Raw genomic sequence first — 16,228 nt, 5'->3', positions numbered from 1 at the left:
AAGTTAAGCCACGGCCTCTGCCAAGAATAGAAGCGGATCCGGCAGTAACTCAGTAAACAACTACAGTGTAACGAGTTGAAACATATTACAAACCGGGCTTGTCCGAAGTTGGTTAAGCTGCTCTAAACCGACGGTTCGCGGGGTGCGACTCGCAGTCTTGGGGAGGGGCGCCCCGTATGACTCGGTTTGTTAATGAGCGTCATAAGGTCGGGGGCTACGCGCGCAGTTGGCGGCGCCGGACGGGACGTCTTCTATTTTCGTCATTCATGGTCTGCGCGCCGGCGATTGCCGCTGCGCAGGCCCCGCCGCAGGGGCTCCGGCCGACGCGGGAAGAGGTCACTCGCCAGCAGCAACAGCCGATTCGCAACCGAGGTCCGCAGCTGGACATCGAGGGTGGGATTGAGCGCGCTCCGTGCGCACTCGACAGTCCCGAGTTCAAAGACATCAAATTTACGGTCCGCGGCGCGGTTTTCGATGGATTGAAGGGGCTGTCACCAGCCGAGCTTACGCCAACCTATTCCGACCTAGTCGGGACCGAGCAGCCGATCTCCATAGTCTGCGACATTCGCGACCGGGCCGCCACTATCCTGCGCAACGCCGGCTACGTCGCCGCGGTCGAGGTGCCAGAGCAGGAAGTCGCGGACGGAATCGTCCGCTTCCAGGTGCTCATGGCGCACCTCAGCCAGGTTCGGGTCCGCGGCAATGCGAGCGGCGCGGAGCGGATTATCGCATCTTACCTGAATGAGCTCACCAAGCAGCCCGTCTTCAACCGTTACGACGCGGAACGCTACCTGCTGCTGGCGACCGATCTTCCCGGCTACACCGTTCGGATGACCCTTCGACCGGCTGGCTCGACGCCCGGCGAGGTGCTTGGGGATGTCACGGTTCAGCGCACAGCTGCCTACGTGGACAGCAACATCCAGAACGGCGGCTCGGACGAACTTGGTCCGTGGGGCGGCTTGCTTCGTGCCCAGTTTTTCGGCCTGACCGGGCTTGCTGACCGGACCACGCTTGCGGCCTACACGACGGGGGACTTTCAGGAACAGCAGACCCTGCAGATCGGACACGATTTCAGAATCGGATCCGAGGGGCTCGGGATAGGCGGGCTGTTCACTTATGCGTCGGCGCATCCGACTATCAAGCCGAAGGGCACTAATTTCGAGGCGCAGACGCTGCTTGCCACGATTCAGGCAGACTACCCGATCGTGCGGAAGCTGGCGCGGACGCTGCGAGGGTCGGCCGGGTTCGACTACATCGACCAGGACTTGGATCTCAATAAGATCAAACTGACCCGCGACCACCTTCGTGTCGGCTTCCTTCGAATGGGATTCGATGCGCTCGATACGCAGTTCTCGAATGGTCACTCGTTCGTCGAGCCTTTGTGGCGCCTGAGCAGCGTCCTGGAGCTTCGCAAGGGCTTCGACATCTTCGGCGCGACCGAGCCTTGCGGGCCGGCGGGGGCGAAGTGTCTTGGACCAGGCGATGTGCCACCGAGCCGTGTCGAGGGTATCGCGACCGCGGCGGTCGTCCGCGCTTTGCTTTACGCAGAGTGGCGGCCGATCTCGAAGCTGACCTTGGCGCTCGGCGCTCGGGGGCAATATGCATGGAAGCCGCTGCTTAGTTTCGAGGAATTCTCAGCAGGCAATTACACCGTCGGTCGAGGCTATGATCCGGGCGCGCTTCTCGGCGATCGGGGGTGGGGGACCCAGGCCGAAATCCGGATCGGAAGTCTCGTTCCGTCCGACCCGAAGAGAGCCGCCGTCGAAGGATATGTCTTCTGGGATCACGCGCGAGTGAGCAACCTCGACAGGCTGTTCATCGTCAGCGGTTCCAAGCACCTGAATTCGGTCGGCGCGGGCGCCCGTGTCAATTGGGACCGCTTCTCCCTCGACGCCAATCTTGCCGTGCCGATGACCCGCATAGGGATCGTCGAGAAGAAGCCCGACCCACGACTCCTGATCTCGCTAACGACTCGCCTTTGGCCATGGAGCTACGAATGATGTCGGTTGCGTATCCGCTTTCACTGCGTCTCAACGTCAGGCGCAAGTCACTCCTTCTGTCGTGCGCGTCGCTCGCCATTGCTGCGGCCGCGATGGCGCCGCAGGCGGCGCATGCCCAAGCGGCTCCGCCGGCAGGCGCGTTCCGCGGGTCGATCGCGAGCTCCGTCGGAAGCGTGGTCCGCAATCCCACTACGAACACGACCGAGACAATCACCATTGGATCGGGCACGGCGACGATCAACTGGTCGCCGAACGACACGGCAATTGGCGGCGGTCCGATCAACTTCCTTCCCACCGGGAATGTAGCGACTTTCACCAGCACGCCGGGCCTCACCGACTATACAGTTCTGAACCGCATCGTTCCTGTCGATCCAAGCCGTTCAATATTGCTGGACGGCACAGTCGTTTCCACGCTCGAAGGCACGAGCACGATCGGCGGCAACGTCTGGTTTTTCAGCCCTGGTGGAATTGTCATCGGGTCGAACGCTGTCTTTGACGTCGGCGGAATCCTTCTCACCACCGCGGACCTGCCCAACGGCTTCAGCGCCAGCCAAGACAGCTTTTCCGCATTCTTCTCCGCGCCGAACTCTAACTCTGCGATCCAGATCCAGAACGGCGCGCAAATCAATGCCCACGATAACTACGTGGCGATGATCGCGCCGCGGATCGAGCAAGGAGGGACGGTCAACGTAAACGGCTCCGCCGCCTATGCCGCGGCCGAGCAGCTCACGATGACGTTCGATCAGGGCCTCTTCGACATCTCTGTCGATCTCGGCACCGACGATTCCAACGGTATTGTTCACACTGGAACGACGACCGGCACGGGCAATGTCACGGCCGACGATCACCATTCTATCTACATGGTCGCTGTTCCGAAGAACAACGCGCTCACCATGCTCCTGAACGGCGGCCGGGTTGGCTTCACCTCCGTCGACGGAGCTACGGTCAAGAACGGCCGGATCATTCTTTCCGCGGGCTACGGAGTCAGCCACGACGACGGCAATAATGTCGTTATCAACGGACTGAACCTCGGTGGCGCGATTGACGGTTCGGACGCAAGCATCGACATTCAGGGCGGCGACTTCACGTCGGACGTCTCCGGCTATGCGACTGGCTCGGTCGAGGCGACCGGTGGCGGAGGCACGCTGAACTTCGATCATGACGTGGCGCTTCAGGGGCTAGTCGGGTCGGCGCTGTTTGCTGAATCCGGCGAGACCATCACCGTTGGCGGCAATGCGACCGTGACCTCCAACGATCTTCGCTTCTTCGTTGGAATGAACGAAGGCGACCAGGTCGACGCGCAGGCCGGTTCGGCACTTATCGCAGCCTTCACGGGCGGTTCGGTCACCATCAACGGCACCGCCACCGTCACCGCAAATGCCAGCCCGACCGCCAACCTCGTCACCGGTTACGGAGGAACGTCCAACGGAGGCTTCGCGGGGATCCACGCGAGCGGCGGCAGTGTTTCCATCGGCGGCGACGCAACCATCGAAGCAACCGCGTTCGGAGACACAGTCGACCATGGTCTGGACGGGCGAAACTCCACGGGTGGCCAAGCCGAGGCGATAGCAGACACTAGCGGGTCTCTCGCAATCGGCGGCGACCTCAGCGTAATCGCGGAAGGCGATGGCAGCTATAGCGCGGTTTCGTCCGGCGGCACGGGGGGCACCGGAAACGGTGGCTTCGCGACTGTGGCGGCAAACACGTCCGGGTCCATCTCAGTCACTGGCACGACGTTGGTCGTCGCTTCCGGTGTTGGCGGTCAGCTCATCTCCAGCCCGAACGGAACTGGAGGTCGCGGAATCGGTGGCACGGCGAACGTGGCGGCTACCGAGGGAGGGACCCTCAGCTTCGGTTCCGATGCCGACTTCGTTGCGCAGGGCATTGGCGCCGACTCGGCGGGCCAGGGCGGCGAGGGCAATGGCGGATTGGCAAACCTGTTCCTCGACGGCGGGAGCATATCCGGTGGTGGCTATCTGATGCTGTTTGCCGATGGATTCGGTGGCGGCGGAATAACGGGCGGCACCGGCCTCGGCGGGACCGCATCGGCGTTCATTGGCGGCGGCGAAGGCGCGGGAGCTGGTGGCACCTTGCACGTCGCAGGCGACTTCCGCGTGCAGGCTGGCGGGCACGGCGGCGCCGGAATTGCGAATCCAGGCGGAACCGGCGGCACTGCCGGTGATGCTTATGGCGGCAATGCCGAATTCTACATCACCGACTTCCTGCAGCCGGAAGCGACCATTAACGTGCAGCTGGCGAATGTCTTCGTTGCAGCAAATGGCGAAGGCGGCTTTGGCGGTAACGGGCTTGTTGGCGGCAACGGCGGCAGCGGTTTCGGCGGCGAAGCTACGACCGAGCTATTCGGTGGAAACATCACGACCGCAGAACTGCAAACCTTCGCGACTGCTCGCGGCGGAAACGGCGGCTCGGGATCGTCGGGCGCCGGCGGCAATGGCGGAAGCGCGACGGGCGGATTCTCTTCAACTACCATCGGCACAACGGTGAACTCCTCGGTCGTTTCTTCCTACGACCGCGCATTCGCCGGCAATGGCGGCATTGGATCGACGGTCGACGGTAACGGGGGCGCGGCCTTCGGCGGGAACGCGACGATGGACATCCTCGCCGGCGGGGCGCTCAACGGTGATGCGGACCTCGCGGTGACTGCCTTTGGCGGCAATGGGGAGAACGGCGGAGCAGCCAGCGGCGGGAGCGCGACGCTGACGGTCCAGGGTACGCTCAATTCGGACAATACAACCCTCGATTCCAGTGGAACGGGCGGAAACGGCAGTAGCGGCCTTGGCGGCGACTCCGAGGGCGGGGTCGCCCGCCTGATTATCGATGGCGGGACGCTAAATGCCGACCTCGGAATCACAGTGCGCGCAGTCGCCAACGAGGATCCCGAGGGGGACGGATCGGGCGTCGGCAGCAACGGTGCAAGCGGCGGCGGCGACGCCGAAGGCGGCTCGGCTACCATCCAGATCACCTCCAGCGGCGGCTCGCTCGCTGCGGGCGGCGACACGGTGGTTTCAAGTCGCGCTGTCGGCGGCGCGGCAGGTTCTAGCGGTGCTGGCGGTGACGCATTCGGCGGCTCAGCTACGATCCAGGTGGACGTCCCCGGTTCCGAGGCGACGACGACCGTGGCCTTGAGCGAACTCGTCCTGAATGGGAATGCCGCTGGCGGCGCCGGCAGCAATGGAAGTACCGGCGGACCCGGCGGCGGGGGCTATGGCGGAAGCACAGCGCTCAACATCGGCGGCGGCACGTTGTCGGTCGGCAACGTAAACGCGGTCACTCGCGGACGGGGCGGCAACGGCGGCACGGGTTCCGCCGGCCTCGGCGGCAACGGCGGTTATGGCGAAGGCGGTTCCACCACCTTCTGGGCCGCCGGCGGTTCGACCGTAGATGGGATCTCCTACAGCGCCAGCAGTAACGGAAACGGCGGCGATGGCGGAGCAGGAAGCACCGGCGCAGGCGACGGTGGCATAGCGCAGGGCGGCTATGGCGAGGGAACGCTCGACTCGACGAATGCGACGTTCAGCGACCAGTTCCTCGTCACCTCCTTCGGCATGGGCGGCAATGGCGCCAACGGCGGTGACGCGTTCGGCGGCAATTCCGTCATCACGGTCAATGGCTCGCTGAATGCCGGGCTCGTCCAGAGCACGGGCCAGTCGCAGGGCGGCGCCGGAAGTGCCGGCGGTGGGGGTGATTCGGACGCAGGCAGTGGAACGCTGACCGTCGATGGAACTCTCGCCGCAAGCGACATTATCGTCGGCAGCAATGCCGTCGGCGGGAACGGTTCCGTGGATGGCGGTAACGCCTCCGCCGGAGATGCGGAATTCGTCGTCACCGGAAATGGTTCGGCGCAAATCACAGGAACCACCCTGGTCGATGCGATTGCTACGGGCGGCAACGCCGGCAGCGGTGCGGGCGGAATAGCCATCGGCGGCGATGTCTGGGTTGAAGCATCCGCTGGCGGAAGCCTCACGGGCAACAGCCTCACGGGGAGCGCTGACGCGCTCGGTGGCAATGGCGCGGTCGCCGGCAATGCCGCTGGCGGCTTCGTAAACCTGCTCTCGGATTCTTCAGATTCCGGGCTCGCCACGAGCATCGACTTTAACACCGCGGCACTCACCGCGAATGGCAACCAGGGCACGGGGGCAGACAGCGAAGGCGGTCCAATCGGCGCAGGCGGTGCAGTAATCGTCCAGGCCATAGGCGGCTCGATCGGCGGAGGTTCATTCTCGACGATCGCTCACGGAAGCTCCACCGGCGGAGTCGTGGAATTGATCACTCAGCTCGGCGGCGACAATCAGGCGGGACATCTCGATTTCGGCGCGCTGGATGCATTCACGAGCGGTGACACATTCGGCGGCGCCATCTTCATAAGCGCTGGCTCCGGCACCACTGCGGATCTCGGCACCGCCGATATCCAGGCGCTTGGCACGGGTGGCCTGGCCGTGCTGTCTGCGGGCGACTGCGATTGTTCGGGCGGTCAGATTCAGGCCGACGGCCTTTCGATTACGTCCGGCGGGACTGCGTTCTTCACCACGCAGGGCGGAGGAACCATCGATGTCACGGGCGCGCTCTCCGCTGATGCCACGGACCTGATCGACTTCTTCGACGACGGATCCGGTGGCTCGGTGAACGCCGACACCCTGACCCTGACGGGTGGGTCGATTTTCGCGAACTCCAGCCTCAGCGGCGAAACCGTCGTTCTCGATGCCACTGCCGGAATCCTCGTCGGCGATGTCCACGGTGCCAATTCCGTGGCGCTGACTGCCGGAAGCGACATTTTCGCAGGCAATCTTTCTTCCGGCGGAGACGTGTTTGTCGACACAGGGGGATCGATCGCCGTCGGCAATATTACCGGCAGCTCTGTCGACTTGGACGCTGGTGGCGGCATCACCATGGGCAATGTCCACGCCGGTAGTCTCGACTTTTCGGCTGGCGGCTCCGTCAGCGGCGGCGACATCGTCGCCTCGGCCAACGTGGGCGGCGACGCGGAAGGCGCTGTCCACTTCGGCGACATCACTGTCACGTCGGTCGCCGAGGGCCTGGAAGATAACGACTTTTCGATCGGAATCTTCTCCGCGACCTCGATCGAGGTCGGTGATGTCAGCTCGCCTGGCAGAGTGGGTTTTGCAACGCACGGTAATCTGACAACCGGCAATGTGAGCGCGGGCAGCACCTTCCTCGCTCTGGTCGGCGGCGACCTTCTCACCGGCGCAATCACCACAGCGGCAGACGGCCGGGTCTATTTCGGCAATTCATCAATGTTCGTCGCCGCTGGCGGCACGGACGATTTCGATGCGGATGCCGTCCTTTCCGGTAATCCGGTTACGACAGGTGGTTCGATCACTATCGACGGACCGGTGACGACGGGACGGATGCAGGCCGCCGCTGGCGCTAGCATGACTCTTGGCGACGTCACTGCGAACACGTCGGTCGATCTTCGCGCTGGCTCGCTCGCAAGCTTCCTAGGAACGGTTTCCGCACCGACGATCACGGTCACGTCGGGCGACATCGACATCGCCGAAGGCGCATCGCTTGGTGTTCACGGAGTGACGCAGCTCGTCACCCTCAACGCGAGCAATGACGAGATCGTCATAGGCGAAGGCGATAGCGGCTCGCATGGTTATTATCTGAATGAGGAAGGCGACATCAGGTCCGACGCGCTCGTGTTCAACGCCATAGGTAACGGCGAAACCGGCGGACCCGACATCAACATCTTCGACACGCAGATCGAGGGCAGCCAGACCGATGGGGGAGGGTTTGGCAACATAATCGTGAACACGGACGGGTCGATTATCGTCCGCGGTCATGTCGACTTCGTGAATGCGGGCTCGGAGGATTCACTGGCGCTCAATGCGGGCGAGAAGATCGAGGTCATCACCGACAGCGGCAGCATTTCGATGACAGACAGCGACGGCGACCTTTCCGGCTCTCTGTCGCTCACCGCGCATGATGTCTGGGTGGCTGACCAGGCGCTCATCGACCAGCTGGAGGAGGATCCCGATTTCGACGCTCTGGCTGCGGCGCTTGCCATCAATAACGGCCCCGTAAATCCGGACGGCTATGTCCGGGCCGGGAGCATCGAGGCGACGCTGCTCGGCAGCAGCTTGCTTGTCCAGAACAGCGGTACCGCTGACGACTTCGCCGGCCTGACCGCCGGGGGTGGTGGCCTCACCATCGTCAATCAGGGGAACGATCCGGCGAAGGTGATCGTGTTTGGACGGCAGGTGAACCCCGATGGCACGATCGTCAAAAACGACGCCTTTGCCGCGCTCGTCCATGTCGACGGCGAAACAACGTCCGACTCACAGGTGAACAGCTGCGCAATCGGTGCCGGCAGTTGCGGCGATTCAGGACCGGTCGAACCAGAAATTCCGACGGAGGTTGTGGCCTCTGATGCGGTGATGGGCCCTCTCGTTTCGAGCGAGTCGACCGAACAGAGCGACGATTCAGCGGATGACGAGGATGAGGACAGCGCAGAAGGCGACAGCTCCGTCGACGCTTCGGCGCACCTCATCAATACGTCGCCGCTGCAGACCAACGAGATCATCGACGAACCCATTACGAGCGGAAACGACGGCCCCGGCGGGCCGAACTGACGGAGTTAATTATGCGCAAGTCTGGTTTTGCACTTGCTGCCGCGCTTTCGTCCCTGGCGATTGCTCCGACGGGAAGCGCCGCGCCGCTCAGCGTCCGCGACAGCTTCCGTATCGGGACAAGCGGTTCCAGCTATTGTTCGGCGCAGCCGGCCGCCAACGACCCGACGCTCAGCGCCATGTTCGACGCCGCTTATGTCATCACGTGCCGGGACGCGGCGTTGCCCATCGGCAAGCTCTACGACATGCGGAGCGGCAATGCGGAGGCGCGGCTTTCCGCGGCCCGGACCAAGGAAGTTACCTGCGGCGCAGCGCATGCGGGCGCCGTCGAGACGCTCGGACCAGTCCAAATTACCGAGTGCAAGCTCAACGATGCGAACGTGGGCTACAGGGTCTACGAATATCGCAAAGGCAAGCAGTACTTCGCCGCTGAAGGGTTGGCCGGTTACGACAGCGCGCTCCAGCTCGGGTTGAGAAGCATCATCGCCGACAAGCTGGTCGACGGCGAAGTGTCGATCGCAACGACGGGCGCAGGCGACCCGGCGGCTTTTGCTCGAGTGCAGGCCGGGACTCTCGATCCGACCCGGGCCCTGGCCGAGGCCTATCGGCGCAACAACGTCGGCAGCTATGCGGACGCGGCAGAATTCTTCGCTGCCGTAAGCAGTGACGACAATGCTCCGATCAGCCGCGCCGAAGCCCTCATCAACGAGGCGCTTCAGAAGTCGAATCTAAGCCGTTTTGCCGAAGCGGATTCGCTGTTCTCTCGAGCAGCGGCCTTTGTGCGCGGGGATCCGCTCGAAGGACGGCGGCTGCGCAACTACCGCGCTATGCACGTCCTCAACCAGGGCCATGCGGCTGATGCTCTGAAGGAGCTCGAGAAGCCTGTCCCATCCTTCACATCTGCGTCGGCCCCGGCCGGTAAGGCAAATCTGAAAATCAACTCCGTCATCTCCAAACGCTTGAACTCGGAATCCAATCTTGCAGGGCAGCTCGGAGGCGCGTCGGACCAACTTCTTCCCGAAGAGAAAGCCGACATCCTCGACGGACAGGCGCTGCAGCTCCGCGGCACGTCGCTTCGCGTCGAGGGCGATTTCGCAGGCGCCAGCTCTGCTCTTCGTGAGGCCGATGCGAGGCTCCAGGCCGTGCGCGGCGGCCGTGTAGCTTCTATCGCTTGGATGCGAGCGCAAATAGCTGACGATCTCGCCGCTATTGCCGAGCAGAGCGGTAACAATGCCGAGGCGGACCGGCTCTACCGGCAAGGCGTAGCGATCCTCGAAGAAAATTACCCTGGGTCTGCTGCGCTTCTCAACACACAGGCACGTCTGGCCGGTTTCCTTGCGCGTTCCGGCCAGGCATCCGCGGCCGAGGCGATGTTCCGCGACATCGTGCACTCGCAGACCGATGCGAATGACCTCCCGCCGTCCTTTGCCCGGGTGCTTCGGCCTTATGTCGACATTCTTCTCAAGAAAGAGGGCGATCCGGCGGCGACGGATGAGCTTTTCGCGACGACGCAGTTGATGATGCGTCCCGGTCTCGCCCAGACCCAGGCTGTACTCGCTCGTGAGCTGAGCGGTGGCACCGATGAAGCGTCACGCCTCTTCCGCCAGGCGGTAACGCTGACACGTCAGGTAGAGCGGACGCGGATCGCGCTCGCCCATCTGCGTGATCTCGCGCATCCGTCGCCCGAGGACCTAACGAAGATGCGTGTGCTCGCCGCTGACTTGGACGTCGCGCGCAAGGGCGAGGTTGCGACCCAGGCGTCGCTTGCAAGCTTCCCCCGCTATCGCGCCGTTTCCAGCGACGTCCTGTCCCTTGCCGACCTGCAGAAGGCGCTGAGACCTGGCGAAGCCTATTTCCGCATGACGATCGTGGAAGACAGCATCTACGCGATGCTCGCAACTCCCAGCTCCGCCCGGGCCATGAAGCTCGCGCTCACCGCGAAAGAACTGGACGAGCAGGTGAATTCGCTTCGAGACACGATTGCGACCGTCGAGAAGGGACAGCAGGTCACTTACGCGTACGACGTTCCGCTCGCGCACAAGCTATACACGGAGTTGTTCGGCCCGTTCGACGCCGAACTTAAGGAAGTGCGGCACCTGATCTTCGAGCCCGATGGAGCGATGCTTCGAATGCCGCCGAATCCGCTCGTCGTCGATCAAGCGTCGGTCGATCTCTACGCGAACCGCGTCAAGGCCAACCCGGACGCGGATTTCGATTTCACGGGGATCCACTGGTTCGGACGCGGCCGCGATATCAGCACGGCGGTCTCGCCGCACTCCTTCGTGGAGCTCCGGCGCGCTCCACCGGCCGCCGGATCCAAGGAATATCTCGGCCTTGGGCATAACACGACCCCTGCAGCCGGAGCCGAATTCATTCCCATCGAGGCCGACCGCGATTGCATCCTCCCGCTTTCGTCGTGGCAGCGCCCGATTTCCGACCGTGAACTCCATATCGCGGGCGACATCATGTCACGGGTCGATCCGGCCGGAGTCCAGATCGTCACCGGCGATGGCTTTACCGACACTGCGATCGCGTCACGCACCGACCTCAATGAATATCGGATCATCCACTTCGCAACGCACGGTGTAGTGACCGCCGCAAGGCCTAAGTGCCCGACGCAGCCAGCACTTCTCACGAGTTTTGGCGGCCAGGGCTCGGACGGGCTCCTGACCTTCCGTGACATCTTCGATCTCAAGCTGGACGCCGATATCGTCCTTCTCTCGGCGTGCGACACAGCCGGGACGGCGACCGCGCTCGCAACTCAGAGCGCTGGCCTCAGCACAGGCGGCGATGTGGCGCTTGACGGCCTCGTTCGTGCGTTCGTCGGCGCAGGCGGACGTCTGGTCATAGCCAGCCACTGGCCGGTGCCGGACGATTTTGACGCAACCCAGCGGCTGATTACCGGGCTGTTTTCCACGACGCCCGGAACGCCAACGGTGACGGCCCTGCGGCTTTCTGAAGAAAAATTGATGGACGACGCAAACACGTCGCACCCATTTTATTGGTCGGCCTTCGCCGCTGTCGGGGACGGCGATACGCCGATCATTAGGGCAAAGACGCAGCTCGCGCAGAAGCACTGAGAGAAGCGGGGTAGCGACAGGCGGAGACGAGGCCTGTCGCGCGAGGCTTTGCTAAAGGCGAAGCCGCCCAAAGGAGAGACCCGTTAGCCCGGTGGGTGGCGGAGCGGGAGGGATTCGAACCCTCGATACGGTTTTGCCGTATACTCACTTTCCAGGCGAGCGCCTTCGACCACTCGGCCACCGCTCCGCATGCACTGGAAGGTCGCCCAGATAGGGTCATGTCCGCAAGCGGGCAAGCTTGCCGCGCAGATGCTCCTGCCCCTATGCCGAGCGCCGATGCGAAGCTTCGGACAACCGCCCTCGGCCGACGAGATCGAAGCACTCGCGCGCGCGGCGCTCGAGCGGCTTCCGGAGCCATTCTCGACAAGCATCGGCGACATCGTCCTGCTGGTCCATGATTTTGCCGACGACGAAACGCTTCGGCAGATGGGGATCGACGATCCGTTCGACCTGAGCGGCCTCTATGAGGGCATTCCGCTGACCGAGCGGAGTGTCGAGCAGTCCGGGACTTTGCCAGAGCGGATCTTCCTCTACCGCCGGCCGATCCTCGACGAATGGGCAGACGGCGAGGAGACACTGGAGCACCTCGTCGCCCATGTGCTGATCCACGAGGTCGGCCACCATTTCGGCCTGTCCGACGACGACATCCACGCACTCGAGGAAGCGGCAGAGTGACGACACTCCTTCGGTTCGACGGCGTGGCTTGCAGCCGCGGTGGACGGCTCCTGTTCGAGGATCTGAGCCTCGAGCTCGCTCCGGGCGACGCGCTCCACGTCGCCGGGCCAAACGGAAGCGGGAAGTCCAGCCTGCTTCGGCTCGCGGCCGGGCTTCTTCACCCGAGCCGCGGAACGGTCGAAGCGGCAGAGGTGGCGATTGCCGACGACAACCTCGCGCTCGACCCGGAGCTTCCGTTGCGCCGCGCCCTGTCCTTCTGGGGCGGATGCGTTGTCGAGGCGCTTTCCGCGCTCGGTCTCCACGCGCTGGACCAGGTGCCGGTGCGGCTGCTGTCGGCTGGCCAAGCGAAGCGCGCGTCGCTCGCGCGCGTCGCTGCATCGGGTTCGCCCCTATGGCTTCTGGACGAACCGGCCAATGGGCTGGACTCGCCTTCGGTGGACCTCCTCGGCGGACTTATCGCCAAGCACCGCTCGGGCGGCGGAGCGGTCGTCGCCGCTTCGCATCTGGCGCTTCCCGGCGAATGGCGGCCGCTGGAGCTCGGCCGGTGATCGGGCGTGTCATCGCTCGCGAGGTCCGCCGCGGGTTCAGCGGCCCGGCGTGGCTGCCTGCCGCCTTCTTCCTGCTCGTCGCGGTCCTCGTTCCCTTCGCGGTCGGGCCGGATTCGCGGCTGCTGGCCCGGATCGCGGCGGGCGCCCTGTGGATTGCAGCGCTGACCGCCGCGCTCCTGCCGATAGAGCGGCTGATCGAGCCGGACCGCGCGGACGGAGTCCTGGATCAGTTGTTCGTCCGCGGAGTCGCCGACGAAAGCATCGCCGCCGCGAAGGTCGCGGGCCACTGGCTGTCCTTCGGGCCGCTGCTTCTCGTCAGCGCCGCGGTCGGAGCCCTGCTGTTACGGCTTCCGCCGGACCAGCTTCCGAGGCTCCTTCTCGCACTCGGCATAGGCAGCCTCGGCCTCGCCGCCATGGCTGTCGCGGTCGCCGCTTTGACCGCCGGGCTCCCGCGCGCGGGCTCGCTCGCGGGACTATTGCTCTTGCCGCTGGCGATTCCGCTCCTGATTTTCGGAGCCGCCGCTTCGAGTGATCCAGGCTCGGGCGCGCTATTGCTGGAAAGTGCCGTGGCCCTGCTGCTGGTGGCGGGCGCGCCGTTCGTCGCCGGCGCGGCGATTCGAGCTTCTAGGACTTGAACGCGACAGGGACTGCCGGGGGCAGTCCCTCAAAGCGGTCACTCACGTGACCAACGAGCGAAAATCGCGGTCGGCAGAAGCAATCCGCGCGCTTCTTCCCTTACAGCCATCTCGCCTGTCTCGACGGTGCCTCCGAGGTCGCCGAGCACCTGTCTGACGAGCTCGCCGATCGCCAGCGCCGACATGCGCACCGCATAGACCGTCAGAACCAGGAAGCGGCTGTTCTCGTCCAGCAGCTTGCGGCAGTCGGACAGCAGGGGGGCGAGATTTTCCTCGAGCCGCCAAACCTCGCCCGTCGGCCCGCGCCCGAACTTGGGCGGATCGAGCAGGATTCCGTCATAACGCCGGCCGCGTCGAACCTCGCGAGCGGTGAACTTGGACGCATCGTCGACCATCCAGCGGATCGGCCGGTCGGCGAGGCCGGACAAGGCGGAATTCTCCTTGCCCTGCTCGACTGATTTCTTCGATGCGTCGACGTGCACCATCCGCGCCCCCGCCTCGCTCAGGAGCAAAGTGCCGACGCCCGTGTAGCCGAACAGGTTGAGGATGTCGGAGTCGGCAGCGCGCTCGCGCATCCAGTCCCACTGCGGTGCCATGTCCGGAAAGAAGCCGAGATGCCGGAACGGCGTCAGCGACGCGTTGAACCGCACGGGCCCGCGCGAAAGCTCCCATTGCCGAGGGACGGGCCGGTGCTGGACCCAGCGTCCGCCGCCTTCCTCGTCGGAGCCGGGGACGAAGGTGGCGTCGGGGTCCCACTGCTCGCGTGCAGGCGCCCACATCGCCTGCGGCTCAGGCCTGGCGACGGTGAAGGGCCCGTAGCGCTCGAGCTTCTGGCCGTTGCCGCAATCGATGAGGGCCCAGTCCTCCCAGGGCTCGGCGACCAGGGTTGCAAGCTCCCCGCTCACTCGGGGCGGAAGCGCTTCCGCAGCGCAAGGAAGTAGATGACGAGGGCGACCAGAGCGAAGGCAAACCACTGGAAAGCGTAAGACCGGTGGTTGTTTGGGATCGACTCGATCGACGGCGGGGCGGCCGGCTGAAGCCCGGGCGGAGCGGATGCGGCCACCAGCCGGATTCGCTGCTGTCGGTCGGGCGCGATCATTCCGCTGACCGGGCCGCCCGCCCACCGATATTTGGCGTTCGGATCCTCTGACCAGCCGATCTCCACGGCCATTCCCGGTCCTTCCGCGCCGGTGGAGCATTGGATGATATGCACGTAGCCGGTCTCGCCCTGACGGTTCCGGCCGGCGATCGCCCGGTGGGCGTCCGGCTTCACGCAAAAACCGGTCGCCCAGCGGAACAGCGGAAGCTCGCCTTTGTACGGTGCCGTCGGGAAGCTGATCGGCGGAAGCTTCTGTGCGGTCGTATATTGGTGGATCAGCTGATCCTTCCAGTAACCGCGGCTGATTTGCCACACGCCGAGCGCGATCATCGTCGCAACGGCCAGGGCCACCAGAAGCGTCGCGAAGATCGGAACGCGCTTCATTTGTCGGAAATGCGTCCTTCGCGCGCCCGGTGGATGTATTCCTGCGTCAGAAGCAGCGCCTTTGCCCAGCGCAGGCCCATGACTGTCAGGCCAATTCCGATCGGGATCCAGACGATGTGAACCCACCAGGGCGGCGAGAACATGCCGTCGACGGTGAGCGCGGCGGCGACGAGGATCGCGCCGATGATGAGGATCAGGAAAGCCGCCGGTCCGTCGCCGACATTGAAGCTCGAGAAATCAAGGTCGCAGGCGCGGCAGGAGTCAGCGAAGCGCACCCATCCAGCGAACAAAGTCTTGGACTTGCAGCGTGGGCACAGGCCCGAGAGCGCTCCGGCGAGTGGGGATATCTCCCGCACTATCCCGCGGTCGGCGCGCCCCAGCCGCCCCAGACGTAGATCGAGGTGAACAGGAACAGCCACACCACGTCGACGAAGTGCCAGTACCAGGCGGCCGCTTCGAAGCCGAAATGCTGCCTTGGAGTGAAGTGGCCCTTGTTGGCCCGAGCCAGGCACACGATCAGGAAGATCGTTCCGACGATCACGTGGAAGCCGTGGAAGCCGGTCGCCATGAAGAAGGTCGAGCCGTAGATGCTTCCTTTGAACGCGAACGGCGCGTGGATGTATTCGTAGGCCTGGACGCCGGTGAAGGTGAGGCCGAGCAAGATGGTCAGCAACAGCCCGAGCTTCAGCCCCTGCCGGTCGCCATGGATCAGCGAATGGTGCGCCCATGTGACGGTGGTGCCCGAGCACAGAAGGATCAAGGTGTTCAGCAGCGGGAAGCCGAACGGGTCGAGCACCTCGACGCCCTTTGGCGGCCACACTCCGCCGACCGCGTCCACCGCCGAAGGAAACAGGGCAGAGCTGTAGAACGCCCAGAACCAGGCGAGGAAGAACATTACCTCAGATGCGATGAACAGGATCATCCCGTAGCGCAGGTGAAGCTGGACCACTGGGGTGTGATAGCCCTGGTGCGCCTCATCGATCGTGTTCCGCCACCATTGCCACATGGTGACCAGGACCATCACGAAGCCGGCGATCATGACCGGCACGCCATAGGGATTGGCGTGGAACCACATGACCGCCCCGCCGAACAGCGCCAGCGCCGAAAAGGCGCCGATGATCGGCCAGGGGTCCGGATTGACCAAATGGTAATCGTGGTTCTGCGTGCCCGCCATTAGTCTTCCCTCGTAATTCTCTTCG

At 64.2% G+C, this 16,228-nt stretch carries 10 protein-coding genes and 1 tRNA gene; 6 read left to right on the top strand and 5 right to left on the bottom strand.

What is annotated here, in order from left to right; genetic code table 11:
- Positions 1-266: 266 nt before the first annotated feature.
- From LZ519_RS07410 to LZ519_RS07390, 3 genes are read left to right on the top strand one after another with little or no spacing between them, the layout of a single operon-like run.
- Complete coding sequence (locus tag LZ519_RS07410; protein WP_249868057.1) at positions 267-2,000, top strand: ShlB/FhaC/HecB family hemolysin secretion/activation protein; 1,734 nt, start codon at positions 267-269, stop codon at positions 1,998-2,000.
- Positions 1,997-8,611 carry a hypothetical protein gene (locus tag LZ519_RS11580; protein ID WP_283937304.1) on the top strand — a complete coding sequence of 2,205 codons (6,615 nt, stop codon included), beginning with the start codon at positions 1,997-1,999 and terminating at the stop codon, positions 8,609-8,611. Before LZ519_RS07410 ends, LZ519_RS11580 begins: the two co-directional genes overlap by 4 nt.
- A gap of 11 nt (positions 8,612-8,622) precedes the next feature.
- Positions 8,623-11,688: a CHAT domain-containing protein gene (locus LZ519_RS07390; RefSeq protein WP_249868054.1), complete on the top strand. Its 3,066-nt coding sequence runs from the start codon at positions 8,623-8,625 to the stop codon at positions 11,686-11,688.
- A 96-nt stretch (positions 11,689-11,784) separates the two neighbouring features.
- Here the strand turns inward: LZ519_RS07390 and LZ519_RS07385 are convergent.
- A tRNA-Ser gene (locus LZ519_RS07385) sits at positions 11,785-11,875 on the bottom strand.
- 89 nt (positions 11,876-11,964) lie between these two features.
- Between LZ519_RS07385 and LZ519_RS07380 the strand changes: the two genes are divergently transcribed.
- From LZ519_RS07380 to LZ519_RS07370, 3 genes are read left to right on the top strand one after another with little or no spacing between them, the layout of a single operon-like run.
- Positions 11,965-12,363 (top strand): metallopeptidase family protein, encoded by a 399-nt coding sequence (locus LZ519_RS07380; RefSeq protein WP_249868053.1) that lies wholly within the window; start codon positions 11,965-11,967, stop codon positions 12,361-12,363.
- Positions 12,360-12,911: a heme ABC exporter ATP-binding protein CcmA gene (gene ccmA, locus LZ519_RS07375; RefSeq protein ID WP_249868052.1), complete on the top strand. Its 552-nt coding sequence runs from the start codon at positions 12,360-12,362 to the stop codon at positions 12,909-12,911. Before LZ519_RS07380 ends, ccmA begins: the two co-directional genes overlap by 4 nt.
- Positions 12,908-13,546: a heme exporter protein CcmB gene (locus LZ519_RS07370; protein ID WP_431358092.1), complete on the top strand. Its 639-nt coding sequence runs from the start codon at positions 12,908-12,910 to the stop codon at positions 13,544-13,546. Before ccmA ends, LZ519_RS07370 begins: the two co-directional genes overlap by 4 nt.
- Positions 13,547-13,584: 38 nt before the next feature.
- On the opposite strand, the gene LZ519_RS07365 is transcribed toward LZ519_RS07370, so the two are convergent.
- The 4 genes from LZ519_RS07365 to LZ519_RS07350 are packed head-to-tail and all read right to left on the bottom strand — an operon-like array spanning position 13,585 to position 16,203.
- Positions 13,585-14,451, bottom strand: coding sequence for a class I SAM-dependent methyltransferase (locus LZ519_RS07365; RefSeq protein ID WP_249868051.1), 867 nt, complete (start codon positions 14,449-14,451; stop codon positions 13,585-13,587).
- Positions 14,448-15,029 carry an SURF1 family protein gene (locus tag LZ519_RS07360; RefSeq protein WP_249868050.1) on the bottom strand — a complete coding sequence of 194 codons (582 nt, stop codon included), beginning with the start codon at positions 15,027-15,029 and terminating at the stop codon, positions 14,448-14,450. Before LZ519_RS07360 ends, LZ519_RS07365 begins: the two co-directional genes overlap by 4 nt.
- A complete protein-coding gene (locus tag LZ519_RS07355) occupies positions 15,026-15,385 on the bottom strand; it encodes a DUF983 domain-containing protein (RefSeq protein WP_249868049.1) in 360 nt (119 codons plus the stop codon). The genes LZ519_RS07360 and LZ519_RS07355 overlap by 4 nt, the downstream gene beginning before the upstream one ends.
- Entirely contained in the window at positions 15,385-16,203 is an 819-nt protein-coding gene (locus LZ519_RS07350; protein ID WP_249868048.1) for a cytochrome c oxidase subunit 3, read from the bottom strand. Before LZ519_RS07350 ends, LZ519_RS07355 begins: the two co-directional genes overlap by 1 nt.
- Positions 16,204-16,228: the final 25 nt, after the last annotated feature.

This window comes from Sphingomonas anseongensis (genome assembly GCF_023516495.1).
In the GTDB taxonomy this organism is placed as follows: domain Bacteria; phylum Pseudomonadota; class Alphaproteobacteria; order Sphingomonadales; family Sphingomonadaceae; genus Sphingomicrobium; species Sphingomicrobium anseongensis.
The sequence above is the reverse complement of the archived record's forward strand: the minus strand, read 5'-3'. Positions and strand labels throughout refer to the sequence as shown.

Bases quoted from the DNA above. Each gene is read 5' to 3' on its own strand.
- LZ519_RS07410 (WP_249868057.1), top strand. From the start codon at position 267: ATGGTCTGCGCGCCGGCGATTGCCGCTGCGCAGGCCCCGCCGCAGGGG.
- LZ519_RS11580 (WP_283937304.1), top strand. From the start codon at position 1,997: ATGATGTCGGTTGCGTATCCGCTTTCACTGCGTCTCAACGTCAGGCGC.
- LZ519_RS07390 (WP_249868054.1), top strand. From the start codon at position 8,623: ATGCGCAAGTCTGGTTTTGCACTTGCTGCCGCGCTTTCGTCCCTGGCG.
- LZ519_RS07380 (WP_249868053.1), top strand. From the start codon at position 11,965: ATGCGAAGCTTCGGACAACCGCCCTCGGCCGACGAGATCGAAGCACTC.
- LZ519_RS07360 (WP_249868050.1), bottom strand. From the start codon at position 15,029: ATGAAGCGCGTTCCGATCTTCGCGACGCTTCTGGTGGCCCTGGCCGTT.
- LZ519_RS07350 (WP_249868048.1), bottom strand. From the start codon at position 16,203: ATGGCGGGCACGCAGAACCACGATTACCATTTGGTCAATCCGGACCCC.